Annotated in this window: 22 protein-coding genes; all 22 read right to left on the bottom strand. The window is 43.7% G+C overall.

Features of this window, described 5'->3' with window-relative positions; genetic code table 11:
• A partial coding sequence (locus BU200_RS07820) for a DUF1542 domain-containing protein (protein ID WP_158015143.1) occupies positions 1 to 4,399 on the bottom strand: 4,399 nt, incomplete at its 3' end.
• A 498-nt stretch (positions 4,400 to 4,897) separates the two neighbouring features.
• Positions 4,898 to 5,629, bottom strand: a complete 732-nt coding sequence (locus tag BU200_RS07815) for a metallophosphoesterase (RefSeq protein WP_075099631.1) — start codon at positions 5,627 to 5,629, stop codon at positions 4,898 to 4,900.
• Between the two features lie 8 nt (positions 5,630 to 5,637).
• A complete protein-coding gene (recN, locus tag BU200_RS07810; RefSeq protein ID WP_075099630.1) occupies positions 5,638 to 7,299 on the bottom strand; it encodes a DNA repair protein RecN in 1,662 nt (553 codons plus the stop codon).
• Positions 7,300 to 7,305: 6 nt separating this feature from the next.
• Positions 7,306 to 7,737, bottom strand: coding sequence for an arginine repressor (locus tag BU200_RS07805; protein WP_075099629.1), 432 nt, complete (start codon positions 7,735 to 7,737; stop codon positions 7,306 to 7,308).
• Positions 7,730 to 8,545 carry a TlyA family RNA methyltransferase gene (locus BU200_RS07800; RefSeq protein WP_075099628.1) on the bottom strand — a complete coding sequence of 272 codons (816 nt, stop codon included), beginning with the start codon at positions 8,543 to 8,545 and terminating at the stop codon, positions 7,730 to 7,732. The genes BU200_RS07805 and BU200_RS07800 overlap by 8 nt, the downstream gene beginning before the upstream one ends.
• The gene (locus tag BU200_RS07795; protein WP_075099627.1) at positions 8,538 to 9,413 is read right to left on the bottom strand and encodes a polyprenyl synthetase family protein; all 876 of its coding nucleotides are present in this window, start codon (positions 9,411 to 9,413) and stop codon (positions 8,538 to 8,540) included. The genes BU200_RS07800 and BU200_RS07795 overlap by 8 nt, the downstream gene beginning before the upstream one ends.
• Positions 9,410 to 9,622, bottom strand: a complete 213-nt coding sequence (locus BU200_RS07790; protein ID WP_075099626.1) for an exodeoxyribonuclease VII small subunit — start codon at positions 9,620 to 9,622, stop codon at positions 9,410 to 9,412. Before BU200_RS07790 ends, BU200_RS07795 begins: the two co-directional genes overlap by 4 nt.
• A complete protein-coding gene (gene xseA, locus BU200_RS07785) occupies positions 9,600 to 10,940 on the bottom strand; it encodes an exodeoxyribonuclease VII large subunit (protein WP_075099625.1) in 1,341 nt (446 codons plus the stop codon). The genes BU200_RS07790 and xseA overlap by 23 nt, the downstream gene beginning before the upstream one ends.
• A gap of 1,532 nt (positions 10,941 to 12,472) precedes the next feature.
• Positions 12,473 to 12,715 (bottom strand): membrane protein insertion efficiency factor YidD, encoded by a 243-nt coding sequence (yidD, locus tag BU200_RS07780; protein WP_075099624.1) that lies wholly within the window; start codon positions 12,713 to 12,715, stop codon positions 12,473 to 12,475.
• Positions 12,712 to 13,443, bottom strand: coding sequence for a pseudouridine synthase (locus tag BU200_RS07775; protein ID WP_075099623.1), 732 nt, complete (start codon positions 13,441 to 13,443; stop codon positions 12,712 to 12,714). The genes yidD and BU200_RS07775 overlap by 4 nt, the downstream gene beginning before the upstream one ends.
• Entirely contained in the window at positions 13,430 to 14,005 is a 576-nt protein-coding gene (scpB, locus tag BU200_RS07770) for an SMC-Scp complex subunit ScpB (RefSeq protein WP_075099622.1), read from the bottom strand. Before scpB ends, BU200_RS07775 begins: the two co-directional genes overlap by 14 nt.
• Complete coding sequence (locus BU200_RS07765; protein ID WP_075099621.1) at positions 13,989 to 14,708, bottom strand: segregation/condensation protein A; 720 nt, start codon at positions 14,706 to 14,708, stop codon at positions 13,989 to 13,991. The genes scpB and BU200_RS07765 overlap by 17 nt, the downstream gene beginning before the upstream one ends.
• Positions 14,698 to 15,450, bottom strand: a complete 753-nt coding sequence (gene xerD, locus BU200_RS07760; RefSeq protein ID WP_075099620.1) for a site-specific tyrosine recombinase XerD — start codon at positions 15,448 to 15,450, stop codon at positions 14,698 to 14,700. The genes BU200_RS07765 and xerD overlap by 11 nt, the downstream gene beginning before the upstream one ends.
• On the bottom strand, positions 15,450 to 15,896 hold the full coding sequence (cbpB, locus tag BU200_RS07755) for a cyclic-di-AMP-binding protein CbpB (RefSeq protein WP_075099619.1): 447 nt from the start codon (positions 15,894 to 15,896) through the stop codon (positions 15,450 to 15,452). Before cbpB ends, xerD begins: the two co-directional genes overlap by 1 nt.
• Positions 15,893 to 16,423 (bottom strand): metallophosphoesterase, encoded by a 531-nt coding sequence (locus BU200_RS07750; RefSeq protein ID WP_075099618.1) that lies wholly within the window; start codon positions 16,421 to 16,423, stop codon positions 15,893 to 15,895. The genes cbpB and BU200_RS07750 overlap by 4 nt, the downstream gene beginning before the upstream one ends.
• Complete coding sequence (locus BU200_RS07745; protein ID WP_075099617.1) at positions 16,393 to 17,382, bottom strand: nucleoside-triphosphate diphosphatase; 990 nt, start codon at positions 17,380 to 17,382, stop codon at positions 16,393 to 16,395. Before BU200_RS07745 ends, BU200_RS07750 begins: the two co-directional genes overlap by 31 nt.
• On the bottom strand, positions 17,379 to 18,173 hold the full coding sequence (gene racE / locus BU200_RS07740; RefSeq protein WP_075099616.1) for a glutamate racemase: 795 nt from the start codon (positions 18,171 to 18,173) through the stop codon (positions 17,379 to 17,381). The genes BU200_RS07745 and racE overlap by 4 nt, the downstream gene beginning before the upstream one ends.
• A gap of 630 nt (positions 18,174 to 18,803) precedes the next feature.
• Positions 18,804 to 19,040: a YneF family protein gene (locus tag BU200_RS07735; protein ID WP_075099615.1), complete on the bottom strand. Its 237-nt coding sequence runs from the start codon at positions 19,038 to 19,040 to the stop codon at positions 18,804 to 18,806.
• A 703-nt stretch (positions 19,041 to 19,743) separates the two neighbouring features.
• Complete coding sequence (locus tag BU200_RS07730) at positions 19,744 to 20,991, bottom strand: diaminopimelate decarboxylase (protein WP_075099614.1); 1,248 nt, start codon at positions 20,989 to 20,991, stop codon at positions 19,744 to 19,746.
• A 260-nt stretch (positions 20,992 to 21,251) separates the two neighbouring features.
• Entirely contained in the window at positions 21,252 to 21,686 is a 435-nt protein-coding gene (locus tag BU200_RS07725) for a hypothetical protein (RefSeq protein WP_075099613.1), read from the bottom strand.
• A gap of 1 nt (position 21,687) precedes the next feature.
• Positions 21,688 to 23,496 carry a T7SS effector LXG polymorphic toxin gene (locus tag BU200_RS07720; RefSeq protein WP_425328994.1) on the bottom strand — a complete coding sequence of 603 codons (1,809 nt, stop codon included), beginning with the start codon at positions 23,494 to 23,496 and terminating at the stop codon, positions 21,688 to 21,690.
• Entirely contained in the window at positions 23,430 to 23,603 is a 174-nt protein-coding gene (locus tag BU200_RS11505) for a hypothetical protein (protein WP_244912643.1), read from the bottom strand. The genes BU200_RS07720 and BU200_RS11505 overlap by 67 nt, the downstream gene beginning before the upstream one ends.
• Between the last annotated feature and the right edge of the window lie 529 nt (positions 23,604 to 24,132).

The following is a 24,132-nucleotide window of genomic DNA, read 5'->3' as shown; positions in this document are numbered from 1 at the left end:
GATTAACTGAAGAAATTGATTCTGTGCCTGCTGTCTTAGCGGTTTCTACTGCTTCGTTAGTGGTTGCTGCATCAATAGCTGATTTAGCTTCACTTGCCTTGGTATCTACATCTGCCTTAGCGGCTGCCTTTTCCTCATCTGTCAAGTCTTGGCGATTGTCAATTGCTTGCTTCTTGGCTGCGGCAGCGGTATCAATCGCTGTCTTAGCTGTGTCCTTAGCAGTCGCTGGTGGGTTGATGGCACTGATACTATCTACTCCTGCTGACTTAGCGGTTTCTACTGCTTCGTTAGTGGTTGCTGCATCAATAGCTGATTTAGCTTCACTTGCCTTGGTATCTACATCTGCCTTAGCGGCTGCTTTCTCCTCGTCCGTCAAGTCTTGGCGATTGTCAATTGCTTGCTTCTTCGTATCAGCAGCAGTGTCAATAGCAGTCTTGGCTGTATCTTTACCACTATTCACTTCTCCATTTAAGGCATTTTTAGCTGCTTCAATCGCTTGAATCGCCTGATTGATCGCCTCTTGATTCGTATTCGGATCCGCTAAGACCTCTTGCCCTGCTCGTATTGCTTGATCATAGGCATCCTTCTTGCTTGTATCAGCCTGCTGATACTGGACTGTTCCCTTAACGGCATCTTTCTCATTCACTTTACTTGTCAATTCAGATTTATCAATGACCATGAGAATAAAGGTTTGAGGATCAGACACATTGCCTGCTTGGTCACTAGCCATTACTGTTATCGTATAAACTCCTGGCGGAGCTGTTACAGTACCTGTAATCTGTCCTTGAGCATCTGCCACCAATCCTGCTGGTAGACCAGCTACTGTCACAGCAGTGACACCGATATTATCTGAAATCTGAGGCTGAATGCTCACAGAACTATTCTGTTCTACTATCTGATTCGCCAAAGCAGCAACTGTTGGTTTAGTCGCATCACGAGTGACGGTCGCTTGATAAGTTCCCGTTGCTCTAGTTCCATTTATATCTTGCCGTATAATCTCTAATAGACTAGCTACTCCAACAAATTGAGCTTCGGGTGTAAAGGTCACCCGACCGTCTGGACTGAGGCTGTAACTTCCCTCACCATTTATAGTCTTATTGGTTGTTCCATCAGAGAAGGTGGCTGCCACCTGATTGTCCATCGGAATAGACTCATGACCTGGTGTAAAGAGAACCTCTGCCGTCTGGGTATTTCCTTGCTCACCTCTTGATGTCGCTGCCTCTCCTTGAGGTACTACTGCTGTTACAGTAGGGCTATAAGTAGCGGTTGCTGTCCGAAGAACAGGATTTCCACTCTTGTCCATCCCAACCTTAGTCGTTAACGTCACTCGAATCGGCATCGCCGCACCAGTAAAGGTTTTCTCGGGCTTGAAGCTAACTTGACCGTCTGCACCAATTGAATAAAGTCCTTGACCTGTTACAGTAACAGGATCACTGGTCGGTGTGGTCGCTCCAGGAGCTATGAGTTGAACAGGATAGGTCGTGCTAGACACCATCTCGCTGTTGTTATCATTACGATAAAACAGGGGCTTAGCGGTCTGAGTTTGTCCTTGCAGACCTGTCGTTTCCACATCTGAAGTTGTCAAGTCCGGAATCACCACTTCTGGAATATAGACCGCATCCATGGTTTTACCGCTGATGGTATTGATGTTGGTAAGACCGGACTGATCCTCGGCAGTCCAGCCTGTATGTGCCCCATTTTGATCCCAGGCTCTGACAACAACTCCTGTCGCTTTCCCTACAAAATCTTCCTCAGGGGTAAAGGTTATATCTCCCGTACTAGGATTTAAAACATAGGTCCCTTGGCCATTGACTCTTAGGGTCGTCTCATCTGAAACCTGACCATTAACAACAAATTTGTAAGGCCGAGTAGTATCCAGTTGGTTATCTGTATGGACGTCGTATGAACGCTTACCGTAGGCTGTAAAAACAACTCTAGCAGACTGAGTCTCACCCTTTTTAGCCCGTGTTTCCTGCTTGCTACCGCGAGGAGGAATGGTCTGTTGGATTTGGAAATCTTCCACCTCTCCAGAATAAGCTGTTCCCGTCGGTTGTTCAATATCTCCACGGTCAAGCGCAATCCGAATACGCCCTCCTAATGCCACTTTGGTAATATCTACATTCTGGGGAATGTCTCGGAATATAAAGGTAACTTCTTGATTGTTAGAAGTCACTCGAACAATCTCTGAACTTTCTGCATCTGTATCAAAAACCCCGTCACCATTAAAATCGATAAAGGCTCTAGCGTAGGCTGGTGCTGAACCATTATTGCTTGCTAGTACCTTCAAACGATACTCTGAATCACCTGCCTTTTGTAGAGGGTAATTTCCTTGGGTATCATTGCCATCCTTATCCAAGATCGTCCCTGAACCTAAGAGCTGGCGCGTTCCCTCATCAGCACTACCCGTTGTATCATCACCTTCCCAAGCTACTGCACTGGCATTATTGCTCGCTATATCAGTATCTGGTGGGGTTGTTCCTAGATAGGGTTGCTGCAGATTTTGATTTACTCCTTTAGAAATGGTGTGACGGGCTTCCCCGTAGGAGGCTGGAGCATCTCCAGTATCAAAAATCACAAACCCAATCATTGCCCCTTGTTTTCCAGAAGAGTTCAAATAGACACCGACATTACGAGCATCTCGGGTCAAAACAATAGGGACTGAATGTGTATGATTCTTAGCTATAATCGGTCCAAAAACTCGAGTTCCTAATCCATCTGCATAGGTCACACCATTCTTGGTAATTGTTTGTTTTGTCTCAGGGGTTACTTCTCGATTCAACCACCCTTCGTCAACCTTTGTAACCTGGTTCCACCAGCTTCCTGTCGTATACTTGGCACTATTTGGAGCTGCAAAAGGATCGTTGGTTGGAACATAAGAAGTCGTCGTCCGCCTACCTGATAGCTCCGTCAATAGCTCAAAAGGCTGCCCATCTGTCGTATAGATTTCTAACTCATGTTCTGTCGGTTCCTCACCGGTCATCAAGACAACATTGGCAGGAACATCCCGACCATTCAGATTGGCTCTAATCGAAAATTCTACCCCGACATTATCCCCATCATTTTGCGATTGGATAACTGTCTTTCCCCGAGTATCTAGGCCTGCATTTTTGGCAGCCGAGTAATTCGGATCTTGGTTTGTCAGGATAATAGAAGCAGGGGCATTCGTATTATTGTTACGGTTGATTGCATTTGCATTGTAATTTTTTCCCCCACGTTGACGATAAAGATCAGTAGCATTAAAAGGACGTAACTTGGTAACTTCAAGCGTAATTGTATAACCGGGAACAATCTCCTTGACAAAGCGTGTTCCTACCTGAAGCGTATCACCCGGTCCAATATTGCTGAGGGCATTTCTATCATTAAAATCCAAAAAGATAATCTGATTCTTTAACCTTTCAACACTGGTACCAATGTACTGCTTGAAATGTTGACTTGGATCTGTATTCGTAGTAGTTTCAGCTGAACGAAGTCGTCTAAGCTTCGTATCATTTCCAGATGCCTTATCAACTTCTTTCTGATGAGAGGATTCCTCTTTAGAGGAAGGCACTGCTGCTGAAGTTGACGCTGCCTCAGGCAGATGCGGTTCCTCTTTTTCTTTCTCTATCTCTGAACGATCTGCCACTGGCTTCTCTTTCTCCCCCTCTACTAGAGGAGGCACTGCTTTTTCTGATTTTGTAGCTGTATCTGCTTGGGGCAGTTCTTCAACAATATCGCTCGCTGCTAGATAGAATGGGATATGTTCTGGCTGTGTGACTGTCACCTCTCCATTATCGGCTACCTCAATCACTGTCTCTTGAGAGAGTGTGGGATTGCTGGCCCGCAACATCTCTACTACCTGTTCTTTTTCCTCTACTGTCAAATGAGAGGCTTGAACAACAGCTACCTTATTGCTAATCTGCAATTTATCCAAAATACCACTTATATTACTTCTATTATCGGTTGGTACTTCTACTTGTGGTAATTCTTCGATAACATCACTCGCCACGAGATGGAATGGAGTATGGTTAGGCTGGGTAACAGTCACAGCTCCACTATCTGTTACATCAATCACTGTCTCTTTAGAAAGTGTAGGATTGCTAGCCCACAACATTGCTACCACTTGCTCTTTTTCCCCTGCGGTCAAATGAGAGGCTTGAGCAACAGCTACCTTATTGCTAATCTCCAATTTCTCTAAGAGATTGCTTACATTGCCTTCACTATTATCCGAAGCTCCTACTCCCGAGGCAGCCTCCCCATCCACACTAAGTCCTATTTCTGTATCTGTCATCTCTGCTAATACCGTCTGTTCTGGTTGCAGAGCTAGAAAAGCTGAAACACCTAAGAGGACAGACACTGTTCCGACATTGTATTTTCGAATACCAAATCGAAACTTCGTCAATCGTTTAAAAAATGTCTCCATATTTATCATTATCCACCTTTACATTTAAATTTTTAGTCATTTTTGATCATGAATGATTGGAAATCCGTCCATTCCACGATTTTTCCTTAAAGTCTTGAAATGGATTGCTCCTCCTTCAAACTATCACCAATAAAATTCTATTTATATAGCCTCTCATCTACCTTGGCTTAGGACACAGACTCTTTCACACCGTGGATAGACCTTAATAAATCAAAAACTATTACGACCTCGGACAAAATAGTCCCTACTCATTATACAAACTTATCTCCCAAAAGTAAATAAACTAAGTTTGCAGCTTTATTTTATACTCCCCCTCCAAAAAAAAACATTAACACGACGGTGACTTATCTTATTTTTCGGATTCATCCATAAGAAGCACAAGAAAAACATTTCCCCTATGGGAAGTCAGCCATAAAACTGATGTTCATCAAAACTCTTGCCATAGTAACGCTTTGATTTTTAAAGAGTAGGAGAGCATGAAAAAATTATTCCTACATCTTAGCTATCACTGACAATAAATCTGTCATTTGGAATAGCATAATGTGCTACGATTTTACCATTTTTAAAGAGAATACCATGTAAAACTCCTCCATAGACCGCACCACCGTCCATGCCAATTTTACCGTCAGGCGTTTGCCATAGTTTCGGGCTTTCCATAGGCTCTCCTGTTAAATAGCTCGTCGGAGTATGCCCAAAGACAATCCCTTTTCCAGTCTTATTTTCCACCTTATAAAATGGCTCACGAAGCCAGACCTTTTGATAATCTGTCGTATCCTGCCAATTATCTAAGGTCAGATCAAGTCCAGCATGGACAAAAATCAATTCCTCTGTCTCGACATGAAAGGGCATTTGACGAATGAAATCGACCAAGTCTCCCGCTTCTTCCATCACCCGCTTGGCATCTTCAATCCCATCTACGGGAGCATCCAAAGGACGCCTCAACAACGAATTGATTGTCGTATCGCCACCATTTCGCCTGTAATGGTCATAACGATGATAGGGATCATCTAGCCAGGCTAGAAACATATACTCGTGATTCCCCGACAGACATATAGCTTTTGTCTGCTCGACCAAACTTTTGACCCGTTCCAAAACGGCTCGTCCATTTTCACCACGATCAATCACATCACCTAAAAAGATGAGCTGATCCTCCCCATTCCAATGCTGGAGAAGTGCCTCCAGCATGCCAGCCTTCCCATGAACATCTCCGATGACAAAATAATGTGACATCTTCTTCCTCACTCTTTTTTTAATAGCTCTTTAGCCTGAGTTAGAGCGGCTTCCGTCACATTTTCCCCAGCGAGCATCTTCGCGACTTCCTCAATGCGCTCCTCGGTCTTCAAGAGGCGAACACGAGAAACGGTGGAGTGGGCATCACTAATTTTCTCAATAAAAAACTGGTAGTCTGCAATCGCAATGACTTGGGGCAGATGAGAAATCGCTAAAACCTGACCTTGTGAACCAATCTTGTAAATTTTTTGGGCAATGGCTTGTGCCACACGACCAGACACCCCTGTATCGACCTCATCAAAGACGATACTGGTCTTCCCCTCCTTACGAGAAAAGGCAGATTTAATCGCCAGCATTAAGCGGGATAATTCTCCTCCACTCGCCACCTTGACAAGGGGTTTGAAATCTTCACCGGGATTCGTCGAAATGTAAAATTCTACCTGCTCATTGCCCTCGCGACTGAACTTGGCCTTGCTAAAACGTACCTGAAAATCAGCCTTTTCCATGTAGAGATCTCTTAGTTCTTGCTTGATTTCTTGTTCTAAGTTTTCTGCCAAAATGTGACGGGCACTGGCTAATTCCCCTGCCAAGCGAATCAGATCCTTTTCACGCGCCTTTAACTCCTTTTCAAGATGGTCAGACGAAACATCTGACCCTGTCAAAAGCTGGTATTCCTTGGTGATTTGCTCCAGATAGTCCAAAACATCATCCACAGTACCACCATATTTTCGGGTCATACTGTAAATCAAGTCCAAGCGGCTCTCTACCTGCATGAGGCGACTACCGTCAAAATCAAGCCCATCAACCATACTCTCGAGGCGCTTGGCTACGTCTTCTAAGACATAGTAGGTTTCAGAAAGACTGCCAGCCAACTCCTTGTAGTTCACGTCAAATTCTTCAATCGATTCCAAATCATGCATGGCAGAGCGGATATTTCCCAGACTAGAAAAATCATCATTATCCAGCATGGTGTGTGCATTGGCCAAGGTATCTGCAATCTGCTTGTGGTTGAGCAGCCTTTCCCGCTCCTGATGCAAAGCCTTGTCCTCCCCCACCTTCAAATCTGCCGCCTCGATTTCAGCTATTTGGTAGTCGAGCATCTCGATCCGAGCCTTGTTTTCCGCCTGATTCTTCTGAATCATCATGACCTGCTTGCGCAGAGCTTTATAGGCTTCAAAAGCTGCCGTATAATCCGCCTTTAATTGGAAAAAAGCCTGATCCCCAAACTCATCCAGCATAGCAATATGATGCTGTGGTCGCATCAGTTCTTCTTGATCGTGCTGACCATGAATGTCAACCAAGTGCTGACCAACGACTTTGAGGACAGACAAATTGACTAACTGACCATTGATACGGCTGATGCTACGTCCATTTTGTAAAATCTCGCGACGAATAATCAGCTCATCTGATACCTCCAAGCCCTGCTCTTCTAAGAGTTCCTGTAAACTCCGACTTTGCTCGATCGAAAACAAGCCTTCAATTTCAGCCTTGGGCATGCCATGACGGATGACATCAGTCGTTGCTCTACTGCCCAGCATCATATTCATAGCATCAATAATAATCGACTTCCCAGCCCCTGTTTCCCCTGTGAGGACGGTCATACCTTGCTCAAAATTGAGGGATATTTCCTCAATGATGGCAAAATTTTTAATGGAAATTTCAAGTAACATGATAACCTACCAATTTTTTATCGTTTCTAAGACCTCGGGTGCCTTATCCTTATCTCGTACAATAATCAAAATTGTATCATCATCCGAAACAATGCTAAAAATGGTATCCGAAAAGGCTTCGACAATCTGGTTTTTCACAAAAGCCGTACTTCCCGGTACCAACTTTAGGTTCAGCATATTATCCAAACGTTCAGATGATAAGACATTTTTTTCAACCAACTTTAGACCAGCCACCTTGTTTTTAGGCAACTCATAAATATAGCTGTTATCCTTTAGAGGGGTCTTGACGATCCCCAACTCCTTGATGTCACGCGACACAGTTGCCTGAGTGGCGGTCATACCAGATTTTCGAAGATGCTCGACAATTTCCTCCTGAGTACCGATTTCAAAATCCGCTACGAATCTTCTAATTTTCTCTAACCGTTCTTTTTTACTCATCTTTAAATTCCTTATGCGCCTGTTCTACAATGCTTTCAATCGCTCCTTCAACTTGATTTTCAGCCGGTCTTTCTTTTTTTAAGTAGGCTAAAAATTCTACATTGCCATGCCCACCCTGAATCGGTGAGAAATCAAGTGCCTTGACTGTAAATCCTGCCGCTACCGCAAAGGCTGTGACCTTTTCCAAAACCATGCGATGAACAGCCTTGTCCTTGATGATACCGTTCTTACCGATCTGCTCGCGACCCGCCTCAAATTGCGGTTTAATCAAGGCAACTACTTCTCCCTCGTCCGCCAAAATCGTAGCTAAAGCGGGTAAAATCAAGCTGAGCGAGATAAAGCTGACATCAATACTGGCAAACTGTGGTATAGCATCAAAATCACTGGGACTTGCATAACGGAAGTTGAATTGCTCCATGCTGACCACACGCTCGTCCTGACGAATTTTCCAAGCCAGTTGGTTGGTTCCTACATCCACAGCATAGACTAAATCAGCCCCATTTTGGAGCATGACATCAGTAAAGCCACCCGTTGACGCACCAATATCAAGGGTCGTCTTCCCTACAACAGACAGGTCAAATACCTGCAAGGCCTTCTCCAATTTTAAACCGCCACGACTGACGTATTTCAACTTCTCGCCCTTTAATTTTAATTCGGTATTTTCATCTATCTTTTCACCTGGCTTGTCATAGCGCTCTCCATTGAGGACAGAAACCACTAAACCCGCCATGACCCCACGTTTAGCCTGTTCTCGCGTATCGAAGAGCCCTTGTCTATAGGCCAGTACATCTACTCTTTCCTTAGCCATCTAACCGTAAACTTTCTACTATTTCTCGAATCTTATCTGCCTGAAATCCTGCTTGTTCTTCCAGAGCCACTAAGCCTGTCACTACCCTGTCTAAGCTCATCTCTAGGTAATCTTTTGCTTCCTCTAAGCCAAGCAGAGCAGGATAGGTAGACTTGTCTGCTACTAGGTCTTTATGGGGAGTTTTTCCCAACTCCTCGAAACTTGCAGTCACATCTAAAATATCATCACGAACTTGAAAAGCCAAGCCTAGCCACTCGCCTGTTTCTTGCAAGATATTCTTCATCTTGGCATCGGCTTCAACCATAATACCTGCTGCTACAAATGGATAGGCGAGGAGTTTCCCTGTTTTATGGGCATGGATGGCCTGCAATTCAGAAAGGTTCAACTTGCGCTTTTCCCCCTCCATATCAAGGACTTGTCCACCGACCATACCAAAGGTTCCAGCTGCTTTGGAAAGTTCCGCAATCAATTCCACCCGAATCTGGCTCGAAAGCTCTGCACTTGCTACCAAAGCATAGGAGTCAAGAAAGAGGCTATCACCAGCCAAAATGGCTCTATCTTCCCCAAATTTCTTGTGGCTAGTCAATCGACCACGGCGGTAGTCATCATCATCCATGGCAGGCAAATCATCATGAATCAAGCTCCCTGTATGAATCATCTCAAGAGCAGCTGCCACCTGTACATGGGCTGTCGTCAAGGATAAGCCAAAACCCTCTAAAAGCTCCAGCAACAGCAACGGACGCAGGCGCTTGCCTCCTGCCTGAATCGAGTATAAAATCGTCTCAATCAGACGAAGTGCCACAGGCTCTTGTCCATAAAAGTCCAAGATGACCTGCTCAATCCAATTCAATCGCTCTACTTGCTTCATTCCATATCCGTTTCTGTTCCGTCTGCTTGCATGACCTTGACCAAGGTCTTTTCTGCTTGGTTCAAGGTTTCTTGGAGTTCTTTTGATAGTGCCATTCCCTTTTGAAATGCAGCAATGGCATCTTCCAAGGCAATGTCACCACTTTCTAACTGTTGAACAATCTGCTCTAAATCTGCTAAATTTTCCTCAAATTTCTTTTGTTTTGACATCTTTTACCTCAACTTCTAGCTGGCCATCTCGTAACTGGATGGTCACCTGTTCCTCTGTCTGAACCTTATGAATACTGTCAATCACATGTCCGCCCTGCTCCACAATCGCATATCCCCTTGCCACGATCCGGCTGGTATCCAGCATTAAAAGACTATTTGCCAAACGTTTAGCCTCTGCGACCTTCTGGTCATACAGCGCGGTGGTATGATGACACAACAGGCGTTTCTGCTGGGCTACCTTTTCCTGATAGAAGGCAATTTTCTGGACTGGTGAGCATGCCAACAAACGCTGTGCTAAGACTTGGCTTCGTGTTTGGCCTTCGTTTTTATAATCACGGATCGATTGCTTCATCCGTAGTTGCAATCGATCTAACTTTTGTAAATAGGCATCGTAGAGCCGTTCTGGTTGTCTAAATATCACGGAATGAGCCAATTTCTCTAGGCGTTCACGGTAATAAACCAGACGATTTCCCACCGCCTTACTCATACGATTTTCTTGTTGCTTCAGATGGGATAGTACATCCAATTTGGTCACTGGTGTCGCCAACTCTGCCGCAGCTGTCGGGGTAGCTGCCCGCCTATCTGCCACAAAATCCGCTAGCGTTGTATCGGTTTCGTGTCCGACACTGGAAATAATCGGAATCCGTGATTCAAAAATCGCCCGCACCACTTCCTCCTCATTAAAGGCCCACAAGTCCTCAATGGAACCACCCCCTCGACCGATAATGAGAACATCCAGATCCTCTCGTTCATTGGCGCGACGGATATTTTGCGCAATCTCCGTCGCAGCACCATCTCCCTGTACTTTGGTCGGATAGAGCACCACTTCCCGCCCCGGAAAACGCCTGCTAACAGTTGTGATAATATCACGGATCACCGCACCACTAGGACTAGTTACCACTCCTATTTTTTGTGCAAATTGAGGTAAGGGCTGTTTGAATTTATCCTGAAATAGCCCCTCGTCACCTAGTTTCTTTTTCAATTGCTCAAACTGAATAGCCAGAGTACCAAGCCCATCTGGCTCAGCTTTCTCAATGATAATGGAGTAACTGCCACTCGGCTCATAGAGCTGAATCCGTCCGATAACATTGACCTTCATGCCCTCTTCCAATTCAAATCCCAAAGACTTGTAAACCCCGGCCCAAACTGTTGCCTGGATCACCGCCTTTTCATCCTTGAGCGAAAAATACTGATGGCTCGGTCGCTTACGAAAATTGGACACCTGACCTGTTACATAGACCCGCTCCAGATACGGATCCCGATCAAATTTCAACTTCAAATACCTTGTCAACGACGACACCGACAAATATTCTGACATAAAACTCCTTTCAACAAGATACAAAGCCCGTTAGAAACTCTAAGCGTACTCAAGAGCATCTGTATCCGTAAGCGGACATAGTCCGCAACGGCTACGGCAAACTAGGAAATGTGACGAGTGAAAAGCTCCTGTGGAGGTTTTCAGCCTATTTCCTAGGGTAGTTATATCTGTAATTGGCTAAAGATAACACGATTTTCGCACAGAGTTTAGGGCGTGTTCAATTAAACAAGATACGAGGACGTTTGACACGAGTTTCACTCGTTTTATCTCCAACCTTCCACAGTCTATTCCCAGACTGTTTGACACGAGCACTGCTCGTTTTATCTCCCACCTCCCACAGTCTATTCCTAGACTGTGGGAGCGAGCAAAGCAAAAATAGGAGATTGACACTGTGTTCCACGAACACGAGGAAATCTATACCTAAAGGTAGCCATACCTGTAATCAGTTAAAACTGAAACAGTTACGTCTCTTTTTTGCACAGCTCGTAGTCCGAGTTCAATTACACCAAGATACAAAGCCCGTTAAAAACTCAAAGCGCACTCCAAGAAACCAGTAAGCGATTGCTCCATAAACATCTTTCCAATAGCTCAAAAGATATGCTCTACCTTTTAACTTATCCCGCACAAGCCTCAACAAGATGACTATAAAATAATCCCAGTTTATTCCTTTTATTATACCAAAAAAAATGCCAAAATACTAGGAAAACGGTGCCTGATCTCTGGGGCTAATTTATAGTCTACGAAAAAATTTTTATAGAGTATAACGAAGTAATAAAAATATAAAATCTTTTGCAAAATATGATATAGCAACTTCCCCCCTTTTTGATATCAGAAAAGCACCTAGCAAGACTAAGTACTTCATTCTTTATAGCCGTTTAGTTTATTTTTAGTACTAGCTCAAACAGTCTGGGGATAGACTGTTTGAGGTGGGAAATAAAGAAAACGAAGTTTTCGTTAAAAGTCGCAGGTAGTTGTCTAGTTGATAACTAGACAAGTGATAAATAAGAAAAGTGTAACTTTTCTCAATAGTACAACTCAAGATACAAAGCCCGTTAAAAACTCAAAGCGAAAATAGGAAATCTAACGAAGAGTCATTAGACTCTAGGAAGATTTATCTTTTTCGCACAGAGCTTAGGGCGTGTTCAATTACCCAAGATACGAGAGCGTTTGACACGAGTTTCACTCGTTTTATCTCCAACCTTCCACAGTCTATTCCTAGACTGTGGAAGCAACTCCTAGACAAAATAGGAAATACGACGAAGAAGCGTTGGCTTCTAGGAGTATTTATCTTTTTGTCAGTGAGTTGTAGCTCAAGTTCAATTATACAAGACGAGTTAACGGAGTAATAAAAATATAAACTAAATGACTATACTATACTATTCTACCAACTATCCCACATAAGCATTTGGAATCTAGCAGAACCAGCGCAATTCTAAGACGCATGGATATGTTTTCTTCTCGGTTTTGTAGTCACCTACTTTTAATCCTCAAGACTTGAGGCGGATTGTATGTCCTAAGTAGGAAAGTAGCCCTCATTCTTCTACTTGCTGACGCTTCAAACTGAAAGTATCTGGCACTGGGTCGCTTCCACCTGCCACAAAAGGATGACAGCGCAGAATCCGTGCCAGTCCCATCAAAAAACCTTTCAGACCATGCTTTTGAAGCGCTTCAATCATGTAACTTGAGCAGGTTGGTCGATAGCGACAACTAGGTGGAAAAAGAGGGGAGATAAAGCGCTGGTAGAGGCGCACCAATGCAATCAAGATAGAGGTCATTTTTTCTGCTTCTTCGTCACGGCAAGGGTATGAAGTTTGCTGACGTCTTTCTTATTCAACTTGCGAAATTCTCCCGGACGGAGACCGGTCAGATCGAGATTCCCAAAACGGGTCCGCGAAAGCTTATCCACCTGTAAACCAACGGCTTCAAACATCTTTTTGACCTGATGGTTGCGCCCTTCGTGGATGGTCAATTCAACGACCGAACGATTTTTCACTGGGTCCACCTTTAGGATATGATAGACGGCTGGTTTGGTTTTCTTGCCGTTAATGACTACCCCGCGGGTCAAGGGACGCAAGACTTCTTTATTGGCAAGTCCTTTCACACGCGCCACATAGACCTTATCAATCTCGTTGCGCGGATGGATCATCTCATCGGTGAAATCCCCGTCATTGGTCAAGATCAAGACCCCGGATGTATCCCAGTCCAACCGTCCCACAGGATAGATCCGCTCGGTAACTTGTGGTAAGAGGTCAATCACTGTCTTTCTCCCCTTGTCATCTGACACACTCGAAATCACCCCACGAGGTTTATTGAGAAGGTAGTAGACCTTTTCCTCATTGTAAATCGGCTGACCTTCTACTTCGACCTTGTCACCAGATTTAATGGTCGTTCCAAGTTCACGCACAACCTGACCATTGACCGTCACCAAGCCCTGCTTAATCAGCTCTTCTGCCTTTCGACGACTGGCTACTCCCGCGTGAGCAATGTATTTATTGATTCTCATCTTCTCTTGTCTCTTTTCTTTCTACAAACAATTCCGTTTCTTCCTCGACCAAATCAAGTTCTGACACATCAGGTAATTCTTCCAAATCGTTGATTCCTATATAATCAAGGAAATAATCCGTTGTGACATATAGATTCGGCCGCCCCAGAACCTCTTTCTTGCCATTTTCCCGAATCAGATCAAAGGCCTGCAACTTACTGATTGCTCCGCTCGAATTGACCCCGCGAATACTATCGACTTCAATCCTTGTAATCGGCTGTTTATAGGCGATTATGGACAGGGTCTCCAACAGGGCACGCGACATTGATTGGTTAATCGGCGTTTTGGCATAGGTGCGTAGAAGGGCTGCATACTCTTTTTTCGTGACCAACTTATAACGGTTGGACGATTCCAAGATGGCAAGTCCTGACTGAGCATCTTTCTGATATTTTTCAGTTAGTTTTTCAAGCTGCTGGATCACAGCTGACGGCTGTAACTCCAGCATTTCAGCTATATTGCGTACCGTCAAGCCCTCTTCTCCTGCTACAAAGAGCAGTACTTCAATTTCAGCTAATCGGCTCATCTTCACTCCTTATCAAGTAAATCTCTCCAAAGTTTTCTGTCTGTTCCATGGTAATCTCCTTGCTTTTAACCATCTCAAGAGTGGCTAAAAAGATGGTAATCATTTCATTCATGTCACAGCTCTGAACAAATAATTCCCGTAATACCAAGCGTTTCCCCGGCTGAAACCGACTGCGAACCTGCTCCATCATATCCTCGATTTTGTACTCATCTCGTGCAATGGTCGTATGGCTCATCCGCAACTCTTCCTGCTTTTCAGCCATGACTTTTGAAAAGGCAAGAAAAATATCAATCACCGACTTATCTTGGGTCAAGGTTACATCATCATACACCAGTTCCAACTTGGGCTTGGAAAAATAATGGGCACGCTCGTCATGTTGTTCCTTTAATTTCTCGCTAAGCGCCTTAAAGGTACGGTATTCTTCCAATTGCGATAGCAATTCTTGCTCGGGGTCATCTATAACGTCTTCTTGTTCGACGACCTTAGGCAAGAGCCTGCGGCTCTTAATCAACATCAGCTGGCTCGCCATCACCATATATTCTCCTGCAACTTCAAGCCGCATAGCTTGCAGGGTTGCGATATAGGCCAGATACTGCTCAATGACTTCGGTAATCGGGACTTGGTAGATATCCATTTGATACTTGGACACCAGATGAAGGAGCAAATCAAGCGGCCCCTCAAAATCTTTTAATTTAATATCCATTTTTATACTGTTCTAGACTAAGCGTCGTTTTTAGACCTAAGCATTTAGCAACTTCTCCCATATCCTTACCAGCCTGAAACTGGCTGAGGATAAAAGATTTCCGCAATTTCTGGGCTGTCCACTCCGATTTTCCTTGCTCCTCTAAAAATTCGCTCAAGCGATTGAAAAACCATTGGCGAGAATAGGGGGAACCCTTCTTGTCAAAAAGATAGACACCCTTTCTCCCTTGTAAGGCTAACACCGAAAGAAGCTGATCTGGAATCGGTAAAATCCGCTTCTGACCAGATCTGGTAACGGTCAAGACCTGAAAATCCAGATCTACATCTGCTAGCTTCATGACAAGCAACTCGCTCGGCAACAAGCCCAGATAGGCAATCAGGAGCGCGATCAGCTGTCCGTCCTCATACTGACTCTCCGTCCACAAAAAATCCCTATCTTCCAAATTCGTAACTACGGGTTTCGGTACTACCTGTTTCGGAACTGTCACCTTATAATAGCGGTCTATTTGACCTTGTTCATATAGGTAGTATAAAAATTGATTGACGGCGGATAGCTTGCGTTTTTGAACTCCGGACTTTAAGCCCTGCACAAAAGATTGGTATAGGGCTAATGTGGAGGGGCTTAGCCTACCCTCACAGTGCTCCATCAACTGCTTTAAATCATAGAGATAGGCATTCTTTGAATTTTCAGATAGATTTTTAGACGCCAGAAATGCCTGAATATGACATGTCATTTCCTTCATTATTTTGCTCCAAGTGTAAAGTTATGAAGCAGGGCATTGACAGCCTTTAAAATTGACTTGCGAGTGATAATGCCTAAAAATTCTCCATCTGCACCAACGACTGGCAAAAAGGCTTGATCTACCAATTTTCGCATCACTTCTTCTAAATGATAATCGGCTCCAACTGTGGCAACATCTTTTTTCACAATTAGGGAAATATCCATATTCAGTTGCTCATCTGTCAATTCATTTTCAGCCTGATATTTAACGATTTCCCGCAGACCAATTGTTCCGACAAATTGATTATCTTCGGTGACAACAGGGACGCGTGAATAGGTCATGTGGCTAAGTAAGAGTTTGGCATGGTCAATATTATGTGTATCAATAATCACTGCCAGCTTATTGGCTGGGGTCAAAAAGGTTTCTTCCTGCGCTAGGAGGAAGTTCTCAAATTCACGTGTAATCATCTGGAAATATCCTTTGTTAATGGTGCATAAACTTGGTGGTTACGGTTGTAGTACTCAATGTGGATATGATCCTCAAAAATGGTAAGAATGGCATAGAGGCATTCTTGAATCATTCCCCGCGGTTGGCAAATGGAGCCAGGATTGACAAAGAGGGTATTGCCCCGCACTGCTGCATCAGGGACATGCAGGTGCCCATAAAGACAGATATCTGCCCCCACTTCTTCTGCCCAATAATCGAGCCTCATCCAAGTAAAATTGATACCATAGAGATGCCCATGAGTTTGCGCCACGGTCACATCTCCAAGTCGAACGACACATTGATCCTTATAAACAGGATCGTAATCACAATTTCCTCCAACCACATGGATCCCCTCCCAGAGAGGGTCTTTTGCTTCCAACTCTGAATCTCCATTATGAAAAATCGCATCTACCTTGCCTAGATAGCGTTCTTTTACTTCTTCAACAATGGCACGATCACCGTGGGAGTCACTCATTACTAAGAACCTTTGCTGTTCTGTCCTTGCCATACTGGAAATACCTCTACTAACTTTTTAAGTGCTTGGGCGCGGTGGGAAAGACTATTTTTTTCTTCCAAGGTCAACTGCGCTGCCGTCCGTCCTGTTTCTCCAACCAAGAAGAGCGGATCATAACCAAATCCATTTTCTCCTTGCGGAATCGTTGCAATATAGCCATTCCAATCTGCTTCGACAACGAGGCTATCGACATTTGGTGCTGCAACAACTAGGGTACAATGAAATTGGGCTGAGCGGTCTTTGACTTCAAAGACCATGGCTAACTCATGAAGCAACTTAGCATTGTTGCGTTCATCTGTCGCATCAGGACCTGAAAAACGGGCTGACCAGACCCCCGGCATACCTCCGAGCTTGTCAACTTTCAGTCCCGAATCATCTGCCAATACCATTTTCCCTGTCAAATTTGCAATGGTTTCAGCTTTCAGACGAGCATTTTCCTCAAAGGTGACACCTGTCTCTACTACATCTGGAAAGTCTGGATAATTGTTGAGATTTTCCACCTTGTAGCCCCATTTTTCAAAGAACTGGCGAAATTCAGCCGTCTTTCCTTCATTTTTAGTCGCAATCAAAATGGTGTCCCCAACCTCTGTCAACACATCAAGCTGACCAAAGAATGTGTCGGCACTCACTCCCTCTTTTGGCAGATGAATAGCCACAAGCTGCTGCCCCTCCATTACGAGAACAGCGCCCTTATGCTGGACAACAGAGAGCTGGCGTTCAAATTCTTCGTTGATTATCTGAATGAGAAAACTCCAAAAGGTGAACAGCGAACGATATTTCACAACATGGATCTGCAAACCCTCTAGAGATAGCTGCTCCAACAATTGATGGAAGCCTATCCTAACCTCTTTGTCATTTTCATCATCACCAAAACAAGTTAGGTAAGTAAATGTATCCCACTTGCCAATATACCAATCATTGGCATCCTTATATTCGTAAATCTTTTCTGTCATAATGTTACATGCTCCACGTATATGTCTTTTCCTAGCCAATGCTCTGCAATCTCGCGAAAGGCAGCCGGACTAGCTGTTGTATAGAAGAAATGTTGCGGTTGCTCTGCTGTTCGGCTATGATTGATTTCAAAATAATTGAGTAAAACAGAAATATCCCGCGCGCACTCTGCTCCACTATCAATCAGGGTCACATCCTGTCCCAGTACATTCTGGATAATGGGGCGAAGCAAAGGATAGTGCGTACAGCCCAGTACAACTGTATCGGCTTTTCCTTTCATGCTCATCAAGGTTTCATAGACCACTTTTTTCGCCAGACTAGACTGGTAATTGTTTGACTCTACCAAGGGGACAAACTTAGGACAAGCAAGGCTGGTTACTTGTGTGTCAGGTGACAGGGCTTGAATCTTTTCTCGATAAATATCTGATTGAATGGTCATAGCTGTACCTAGTACACCGATTTTTCCTGTTTTTGAGGCCTTGATAGCAGATGAAGCTCCGGGTAAAATCACACCGAGGACCGGAATCTCTAGCTTGGCCTTGACTTCTTCCCAAGCAACAGCTGTCGCTGTATTACAAGCAAAAACAATCATCTTGACGTTTTTCGTTAGTAAAAACCGAACCAATTCCCAAGTGTATTCCCGAATCTGTTCAGCAGGGCGCGGACCGTAGGGAGCTCTAGCCGAATCCCCGATATACACAATTTCTTCGTGGGGCAGCTGGCGCATCAATTCACGCGCCACTGTCAAGCCTCCGACACCCGAATCTAAAAATCCAATAGGTCGATTATCCATAATTTTTTCCTTACTGACTTACTACTCTACTCTTCAAAAATTGAGTCCACGCCTACTATCCTTAAGAGCTAGCAGCGTTTCCTTTTCAGTCGGTCTTGGCTCACTCTTTCTCTCACTCATACACAGCAACAATCAAACAAGAAAGCCAGCCACAGAAGATCAAGTCCAAGCTTGTAATCACACTAGCGTGACGCAGTGTTGAGGAGGCTCTTATATACTAATTCCATCAGCTTCACACCCCTACTGGCTTTGGCATTTATAGGCACGTCTGGGATAGGCTGGTAAAGCCCTGCAAGAGTGGGAACGGACGGTCTGAGAATAGACCGTTTCAGCCCGAACCGAGAAATTTAAGAAAGAGGACAAGCCAACTCTTTTTCCATTATTCAGACTTCTTTCCCACTCCCAAAGGGAAGCTGGTATAGGTTGAATTTGATTATTTCAGGATATTGACAATATCAAATACATATCGTCCTTCCTGTTCAAATCGCATAACTCTGCTAGTCTAATTCTTGATCTTGATGCGTATTGCCATTGCTCTAGGTAGGAGAGCAGCCCCTAACTAAAAAATGAGAGAGTGAGGACAGTCAATGTTTCTGACATTTCGACTGGTGTCCCACTTCCCCCACTTAATTATTTTTTCTTTGTCGCGATTTTTTGCTGACTCTTGATTTGACGAAGTACTTGTTGCACTTTGGCTTCGCTCGGTTTTTGACCCATTTGGCTCATCATCGCTCTAAGAGCATTTTCATCCAAAACAGGTTTATCAGCGATATATTTTTCCACCTGTTTGCGTGAAAGGTAAATCCCCAAAGCAACACCACCAGCAAACGCTACGATAATCAATATAATTGCAAGAACTAGCTTCATATCTATCTCCTATTTTCCAAATTACAAAATCAATTCTCCCTATTATACCAAATTTACAAGGAAATTCCAAGATTTATCTTAAAAGTTCATGAGGAATACAAGATACGAGGGCGTGAAGCGAGCAAAGCAAAAATAGGAAATACGACGAAGAAGCTAAGGCTTCTAGGAGGATTTATCTTTTTTGCACAGCTCGTAGCCCGAGTTCAATTAAACAAGATACGAGGGCGGTCGACACGAGTTGCACTCGTTCTATCTCCAGCCTTCAACAGTTGCGTCTCCTTTTTCCGAGTTTTAGGCTGAACTCACTTACAAAATATAAACTCAAAGCGCACTCTTTCAGGAATTAACAGTCACTTCCCTGCCTGTTAACACCATATCCATAAGCGACTACGGCAAAACAAAAAATCTGACGAGTGAAAAGCTTCTGTGGAATTTTTCAGTATATTTCCTTAAAATATCAGTCCTACTTTCAACTGATGGATACGAACTCAATTTATTTTATATCCACTCTCTAATCATATAATAATTGGTAATAAAACGAGTCCCTGTCCTATTCCTTTGTCAGTAGGGTGAATAAGGAAAAGAACTGATTTTACTGATTATCAACTATCATGGAACATCAGAAAAGAAAAAATACTACTCAAGTAAAATACTAATTTTTTCTCAATCTTGTAACATAAAAACCTATCTGTCACTTTTCCTACTATTTTTCAAAATCAAAGCCATACAGGGTCGCAAAATAATCCTCTGGTCTTTCTTCCCGACGAATCATCCGAGCGCTCCCATCTTCTTGAAGTAAAATCTCTGCTGAACGTAGGCGGCCATTATAGTTGTATCCCATTGAAAAGCCATGCGCACCCGCATCATGGATAACCAGCGTATCTCCTACTTCAACCTGCGGCAATTCCCGCTGAACAGCAAATTTATCATTGTTTTCACATAAGGAGCCGACCACATCTACCACTTCAATCGGAGCATCTGGATGGCTAATATTGGTGATATGATGGTAAGCACCATAAAAAGCAGGACGCATAAGATTAGTCGCAGAAGCATCTACTCCGATATAGGTTCGATAGGTTTCCTTACGGTGAAGCACCTTGGTCACCAAATGACCATGAGGGGCTAACATAAAGCGTCCTAATTCGGTATAAATTTTTACCTCTCCCATACCAGCAGATGTCAAGACTTCTTCGTAGACCTTGCGTACCCCTTCTCCAATAACAGCAATATCATTAGCTTCCTGCTCTGGACGATAGTTGACACCGATACCACCAGATAGATTGATAAAATCGAGCGTCACTCCTGTCTGCTCACGGATTTCAAGCGCCAATTCAAACAATTGTCTTGCTAAAGTGGGATAGTAGTCATTGGTCACCGTATTTGAAGCCAGAAAAGCATGGAGACCAAACTCCTTAACCCCTAGCACTTTCAATTCTCGATAGCCTTGGAGCAACTGTTCCTTGGTCATCCCAAATTTTGACTCTTCTGGATGATCCATAATGTCCGTACCGAGGGAAAACACCCCTCCAGGATTATAGCGCAAGCAGACTACCTCTGGAATCCCCGCTACTTCTTTCAAAAACTCAATATGCTCATAAGCATCTAAATTGATAATAGCTCCTACTTCTCTAGCATAGACAAATTCCGGCCCTTGGGTATCATTTGAGGTAAACATGATGTCTTTAAAGCCCAACTTTTCACTCATCATGACCTCAACGTCTGTCGCACAATCGACCCCGCAGCCCTCCTCCTGCAATATCTTTAAAATAGCTGGTGTCGGAGTAGCCTTGACCGCAAAATACTCCTTAAATCCCTTGTTCCAAGCAAAAGCCTGATATAAGGCGCGCGCCTTCTGGCGGATCCCCTTTTCATCATACAAATGAAAAGGAGTTGGAAATATCGCTGTCACCCTGTCTAGTGCTTCCTTACTGATAAATGGTTCTTTACTCATACACTACCTCGTCACATTTTTGACTATTATACCATACTTTTAGACCAATCCGAGAGTTCTCTTTCACAAACGTCTACACAAATCCCCCAAAAGTATAGTGTGTATTTTTCATCATCCTCGAACGACAAGATTGTTGAAAAAACGCTCCGCAGTTCCCCATTTCCTACTTGTCACAGTCAATCCTCTGACTGTGACAACGTGCCACGCACTAAAGGCAGACTGGTAAAAATGAAATAACAAAGTTTTAATTCTGCTAAACATTATTTTACTTTCAGTGGCGATACATAGTCATTAGGTAATTTGCCTTTCCAATCTATCCACTGTTGTTCAGCCATTGGTACTAATATTGCTAATTCTTCTTTAGAGAACAAGGATATACTCGTAGGATCTGCAATCAATGCAGTTGGAGTATCAATAATAAATTCTTTATCTTTTTGCCTTTTTTCTTCTTCTGTCAGTGGCCAGTGACCATTCTGAGCTTTAAAATTGATGTCTCTTGCTGTACGTTCTCCGTAAAGAAATGCTGTATAATCTTCTTCTGCAATTTCAAAAATTTTCCTTACAGATGCAATACCAAACTCACCAAATGTATAGTATTTACCATTGTGCACTCTGAAATCAAAGCCAATCGGAACTTGTACTTCAACCTTATTATATGTGTCAAATTCCTCCCAAGAAATATCTGTTAAACTCAATTTAGTTTCCTCCTAATTGTCTAAACGTAAAGTCACCCCAAGGTATTTCATCCACAACTGCTTCTGGCATATTTCCTGGGTAGGTGCGACCTCCTGGTTTCCAATATCCATCAAAAGCAGAATCTTCATTACCAGATGGAATACGAACATTATGTAAATTTTCTGCTGGAATATCAATAACAACTGGAGAGTCTCCCAAATCACCGGGGCGTAATCCTAATAGATCTTCCAATAGACGAGGATCTCCCTTACTTATATCGAGAATCGTTTCACCGGCTTCCTTAGACATAATAAATGCAACATGATCATTAGGATTTCCAATTGCACCATTATTAAAACCACCTTTCTCAGGTGTAAATTTCTGAAATTTGATTGCCCCGTCCTCAAACTGCTGTCTATGCGCTTTAATATAGTCTGGACTATATACTCTCTCAACATTTGGACGTTCACCTTTTGACATGACCAATATATTATCTGGTGTCTTTCCTGGAAGATACTCCACTTTCGGTGCATTTTCAGAAATCTCAAGAATTCTGATACGATCCGACGGAGATATTCCCGCCTCTGCATATTTATTCCATTGAGCATACCTCTGCGCATCTTCAGGACTCATATCATCTATAAAAGATGTCACTTTCGCCTCGCTTACCCTATTCAAACTAAACTTGGCTGCCGCGGACGAGGCGGCGTAGCCTCCTAGGATACTACCCACAAAGCTGGCGCGCTGGGCGTCTGCTTCACTACCTCCGAGGAGTTTGGTGCCGTGGTAGGCGGCTTGGTGACCGGCAAAACCGCCAACCTCTCCAATCATAAATTCTGTTAAGCCCTTGGCAAGGCTCTGGGTCTTGCCTATGAGAATCAGTACCGCACTGGCAGTGGTAAAGAGACCGCCCACTTGGTGGTAGGTCTTGTCATTACCCATAAATAGAGTATCGCGAATGGGATTGGTGGCGTGGGTCTTGCCGTCTCCTTGGTAGCCCAGATAGAGATTGTGTCCTGCTTCAACTGTATTGGATAGACCGTAGGCAACCGTTCCGCTACCTGCAATCCAAGCTCCTACCACTAAAGGAGTGGCGGCTCCACCACTAGCCACAATGGCTGCGACACCAACGGCAATGGTTACAGCTCCTAGGGTAAGGTCAATCCAGCCTTTGGTGCTTCTCTCTTCTGCTGCTAGGGCTTCAAATCTCGCTTGGTCTCGTTCTTGGGCTGCCTGCACTTTGTCCATTGTATTGGTGATATGTTGTTCCACCTGTTGGTAGGCGGTCGCAAAGCGTTCTACTGACTGGAGTTTCCCTAGATCACCCGACCGATAGGAACTAATCTTGCGGGTTTGACCGCTGTATTCTGATAACAGGGCTTTAGTCGCAGATACCAACTCCTTAAAGGCAGTCAAATCCTGTCGGACATGATTGCTTTCATACTGCTGGATCGCACTATCCAGAGTTTTGAGTTTGCTTGTTAGCACGCCATAGTCTAAAGCCGTACTCGTATGACTGGTACCAGAATAGAAAACTAGATCAGAAATCTTGTCCTTTTCTGCATTTAGAAGTTCCAGCTGATGATTGAAGCGGTCATGAGAGTTCTTCAAGTCTGATTGAAGAGTGGTAAAGACCTGTTCAGGGAGTTCTGCGTGGTGATCGCTATCTATATTATAATAGCCATCTTTGTAGAGCAGGAAGCTGGATGAATAATCATTCATCAAATGGATTAAGGTCTGTAACAAGGTGCCATGTACTTCGCTTAGATAGGTGCGGATCCCCGCAATCCCCCCTCCTTGGAGACTGCTGTCATTGATAAAGTCTGACATAGCTGTGTTGATACTGGCAATTGACTGCCCCCATGAGGCAATACTTGTCTGGCTAGTAGTCTGAAAGCTGGTAATGTCATCAAATCAAATCGAATCTTGTAACTCATACACCCTCCTTAATTCAGACCTGAAAATAGGGATTTCCCCAAGACATTGTCTTTCCGGGTAAGCTCTTTACCTGCATCTGAAATGCTGGTAATTGAGGGCAATATCGGTTTCTAGTATGAATATTTATACCTTAGTATTATAAGCCATATCTTTGGGTAATTGATTTCTTGTTAAACATTCAAACAGTTATACTACTTGCCAGTTGCCGCTGTGCGAAAACTACCCTAATCATTGATTAGGGTAGAGGCAAACTGAAAGACTTGAGGCTTTCAGTTTAGCAATGAAACGACAAAGTCGGTTGCTTGCGTACCCTGCACCAAAAGCTGGCTGGCAAAAAGAAATTGGGCTATATAAAAATTCAACTTCTTTTCGTACTCTCTTCTCGAATTCTAAAAATATTAGGGAACTATATATCAGTTTACACCAAACACAATATGTAGTATTTCGACAGCATCAAAAAAAAAGACGACTTCCAAGAGGAAATCGTCTTTCTTGTTATTTCAATAGTTCATACTCAAATAATTTACT

The sequence above is a fragment of the Streptococcus acidominimus genome, assembly GCF_001921825.1.
Taxonomy (GTDB): domain Bacteria; phylum Bacillota; class Bacilli; order Lactobacillales; family Streptococcaceae; genus Streptococcus; species Streptococcus acidominimus.
Note: the sequence above shows the minus strand (reverse complement) of the source record. Positions and strands in the feature narration are given on the sequence as shown.

Coding starts and splice junctions, on each gene's coding strand:
- BU200_RS07730 (WP_075099614.1), bottom strand. CDS start 20,991: ATGAGTAAAGAACCATTTATCAGTAAGGAAGCACTAGACAGGGTGACA.
- BU200_RS07720 (WP_425328994.1), bottom strand. CDS start 23,496: ATGTCAGACTTTATCAATGACAGCAGTCTCCAAGGAGGGGGGATTGCG.
- BU200_RS07745 (WP_075099617.1), bottom strand. CDS start 17,382: ATGACAGAAAAGATTTACGAATATAAGGATGCCAATGATTGGTATATT.
- BU200_RS07795 (WP_075099627.1), bottom strand. CDS start 9,413: ATGAAGCAAGTAGAGCGATTGAATTGGATTGAGCAGGTCATCTTGGAC.
- BU200_RS07800 (WP_075099628.1), bottom strand. CDS start 8,545: ATGGCTAAGGAAAGAGTAGATGTACTGGCCTATAGACAAGGGCTCTTC.
- cbpB (WP_075099619.1), bottom strand. CDS start 15,896: ATGATTACACGTGAATTTGAGAACTTCCTCCTAGCGCAGGAAGAAACC.
- BU200_RS07750 (WP_075099618.1), bottom strand. CDS start 16,423: ATGGCAAGGACAGAACAGCAAAGGTTCTTAGTAATGAGTGACTCCCAC.
- recN (WP_075099630.1), bottom strand. CDS start 7,299: ATGTTACTTGAAATTTCCATTAAAAATTTTGCCATCATTGAGGAAATA.
- BU200_RS07815 (WP_075099631.1), bottom strand. CDS start 5,629: ATGTCACATTATTTTGTCATCGGAGATGTTCATGGGAAGGCTGGCATG.
- BU200_RS07735 (WP_075099615.1), bottom strand. CDS start 19,040: ATGAAGCTAGTTCTTGCAATTATATTGATTATCGTAGCGTTTGCTGGT.
- BU200_RS07775 (WP_075099623.1), bottom strand. CDS start 13,443: ATGAGAATCAATAAATACATTGCTCACGCGGGAGTAGCCAGTCGTCGA.
- yidD (WP_075099624.1), bottom strand. CDS start 12,715: ATGACCTCTATCTTGATTGCATTGGTGCGCCTCTACCAGCGCTTTATC.
- xerD (WP_075099620.1), bottom strand. CDS start 15,450: ATGAAGGAAATGACATGTCATATTCAGGCATTTCTGGCGTCTAAAAAT.
- xseA (WP_075099625.1), bottom strand. CDS start 10,940: ATGTCAGAATATTTGTCGGTGTCGTCGTTGACAAGGTATTTGAAGTTG.
- scpB (WP_075099622.1), bottom strand. CDS start 14,005: ATGAGCCGATTAGCTGAAATTGAAGTACTGCTCTTTGTAGCAGGAGAA.
- BU200_RS07790 (WP_075099626.1), bottom strand. CDS start 9,622: ATGTCAAAACAAAAGAAATTTGAGGAAAATTTAGCAGATTTAGAGCAG.
- BU200_RS11505 (WP_244912643.1), bottom strand. CDS start 23,603: ATGAGTTACAAGATTCGATTTGATTTGATGACATTACCAGCTTTCAGA.
- racE (WP_075099616.1), bottom strand. CDS start 18,173: ATGGATAATCGACCTATTGGATTTTTAGATTCGGGTGTCGGAGGCTTG.
- BU200_RS07805 (WP_075099629.1), bottom strand. CDS start 7,737: ATGAGTAAAAAAGAACGGTTAGAGAAAATTAGAAGATTCGTAGCGGAT.
- BU200_RS07765 (WP_075099621.1), bottom strand. CDS start 14,708: ATGGATATTAAATTAAAAGATTTTGAGGGGCCGCTTGATTTGCTCCTT.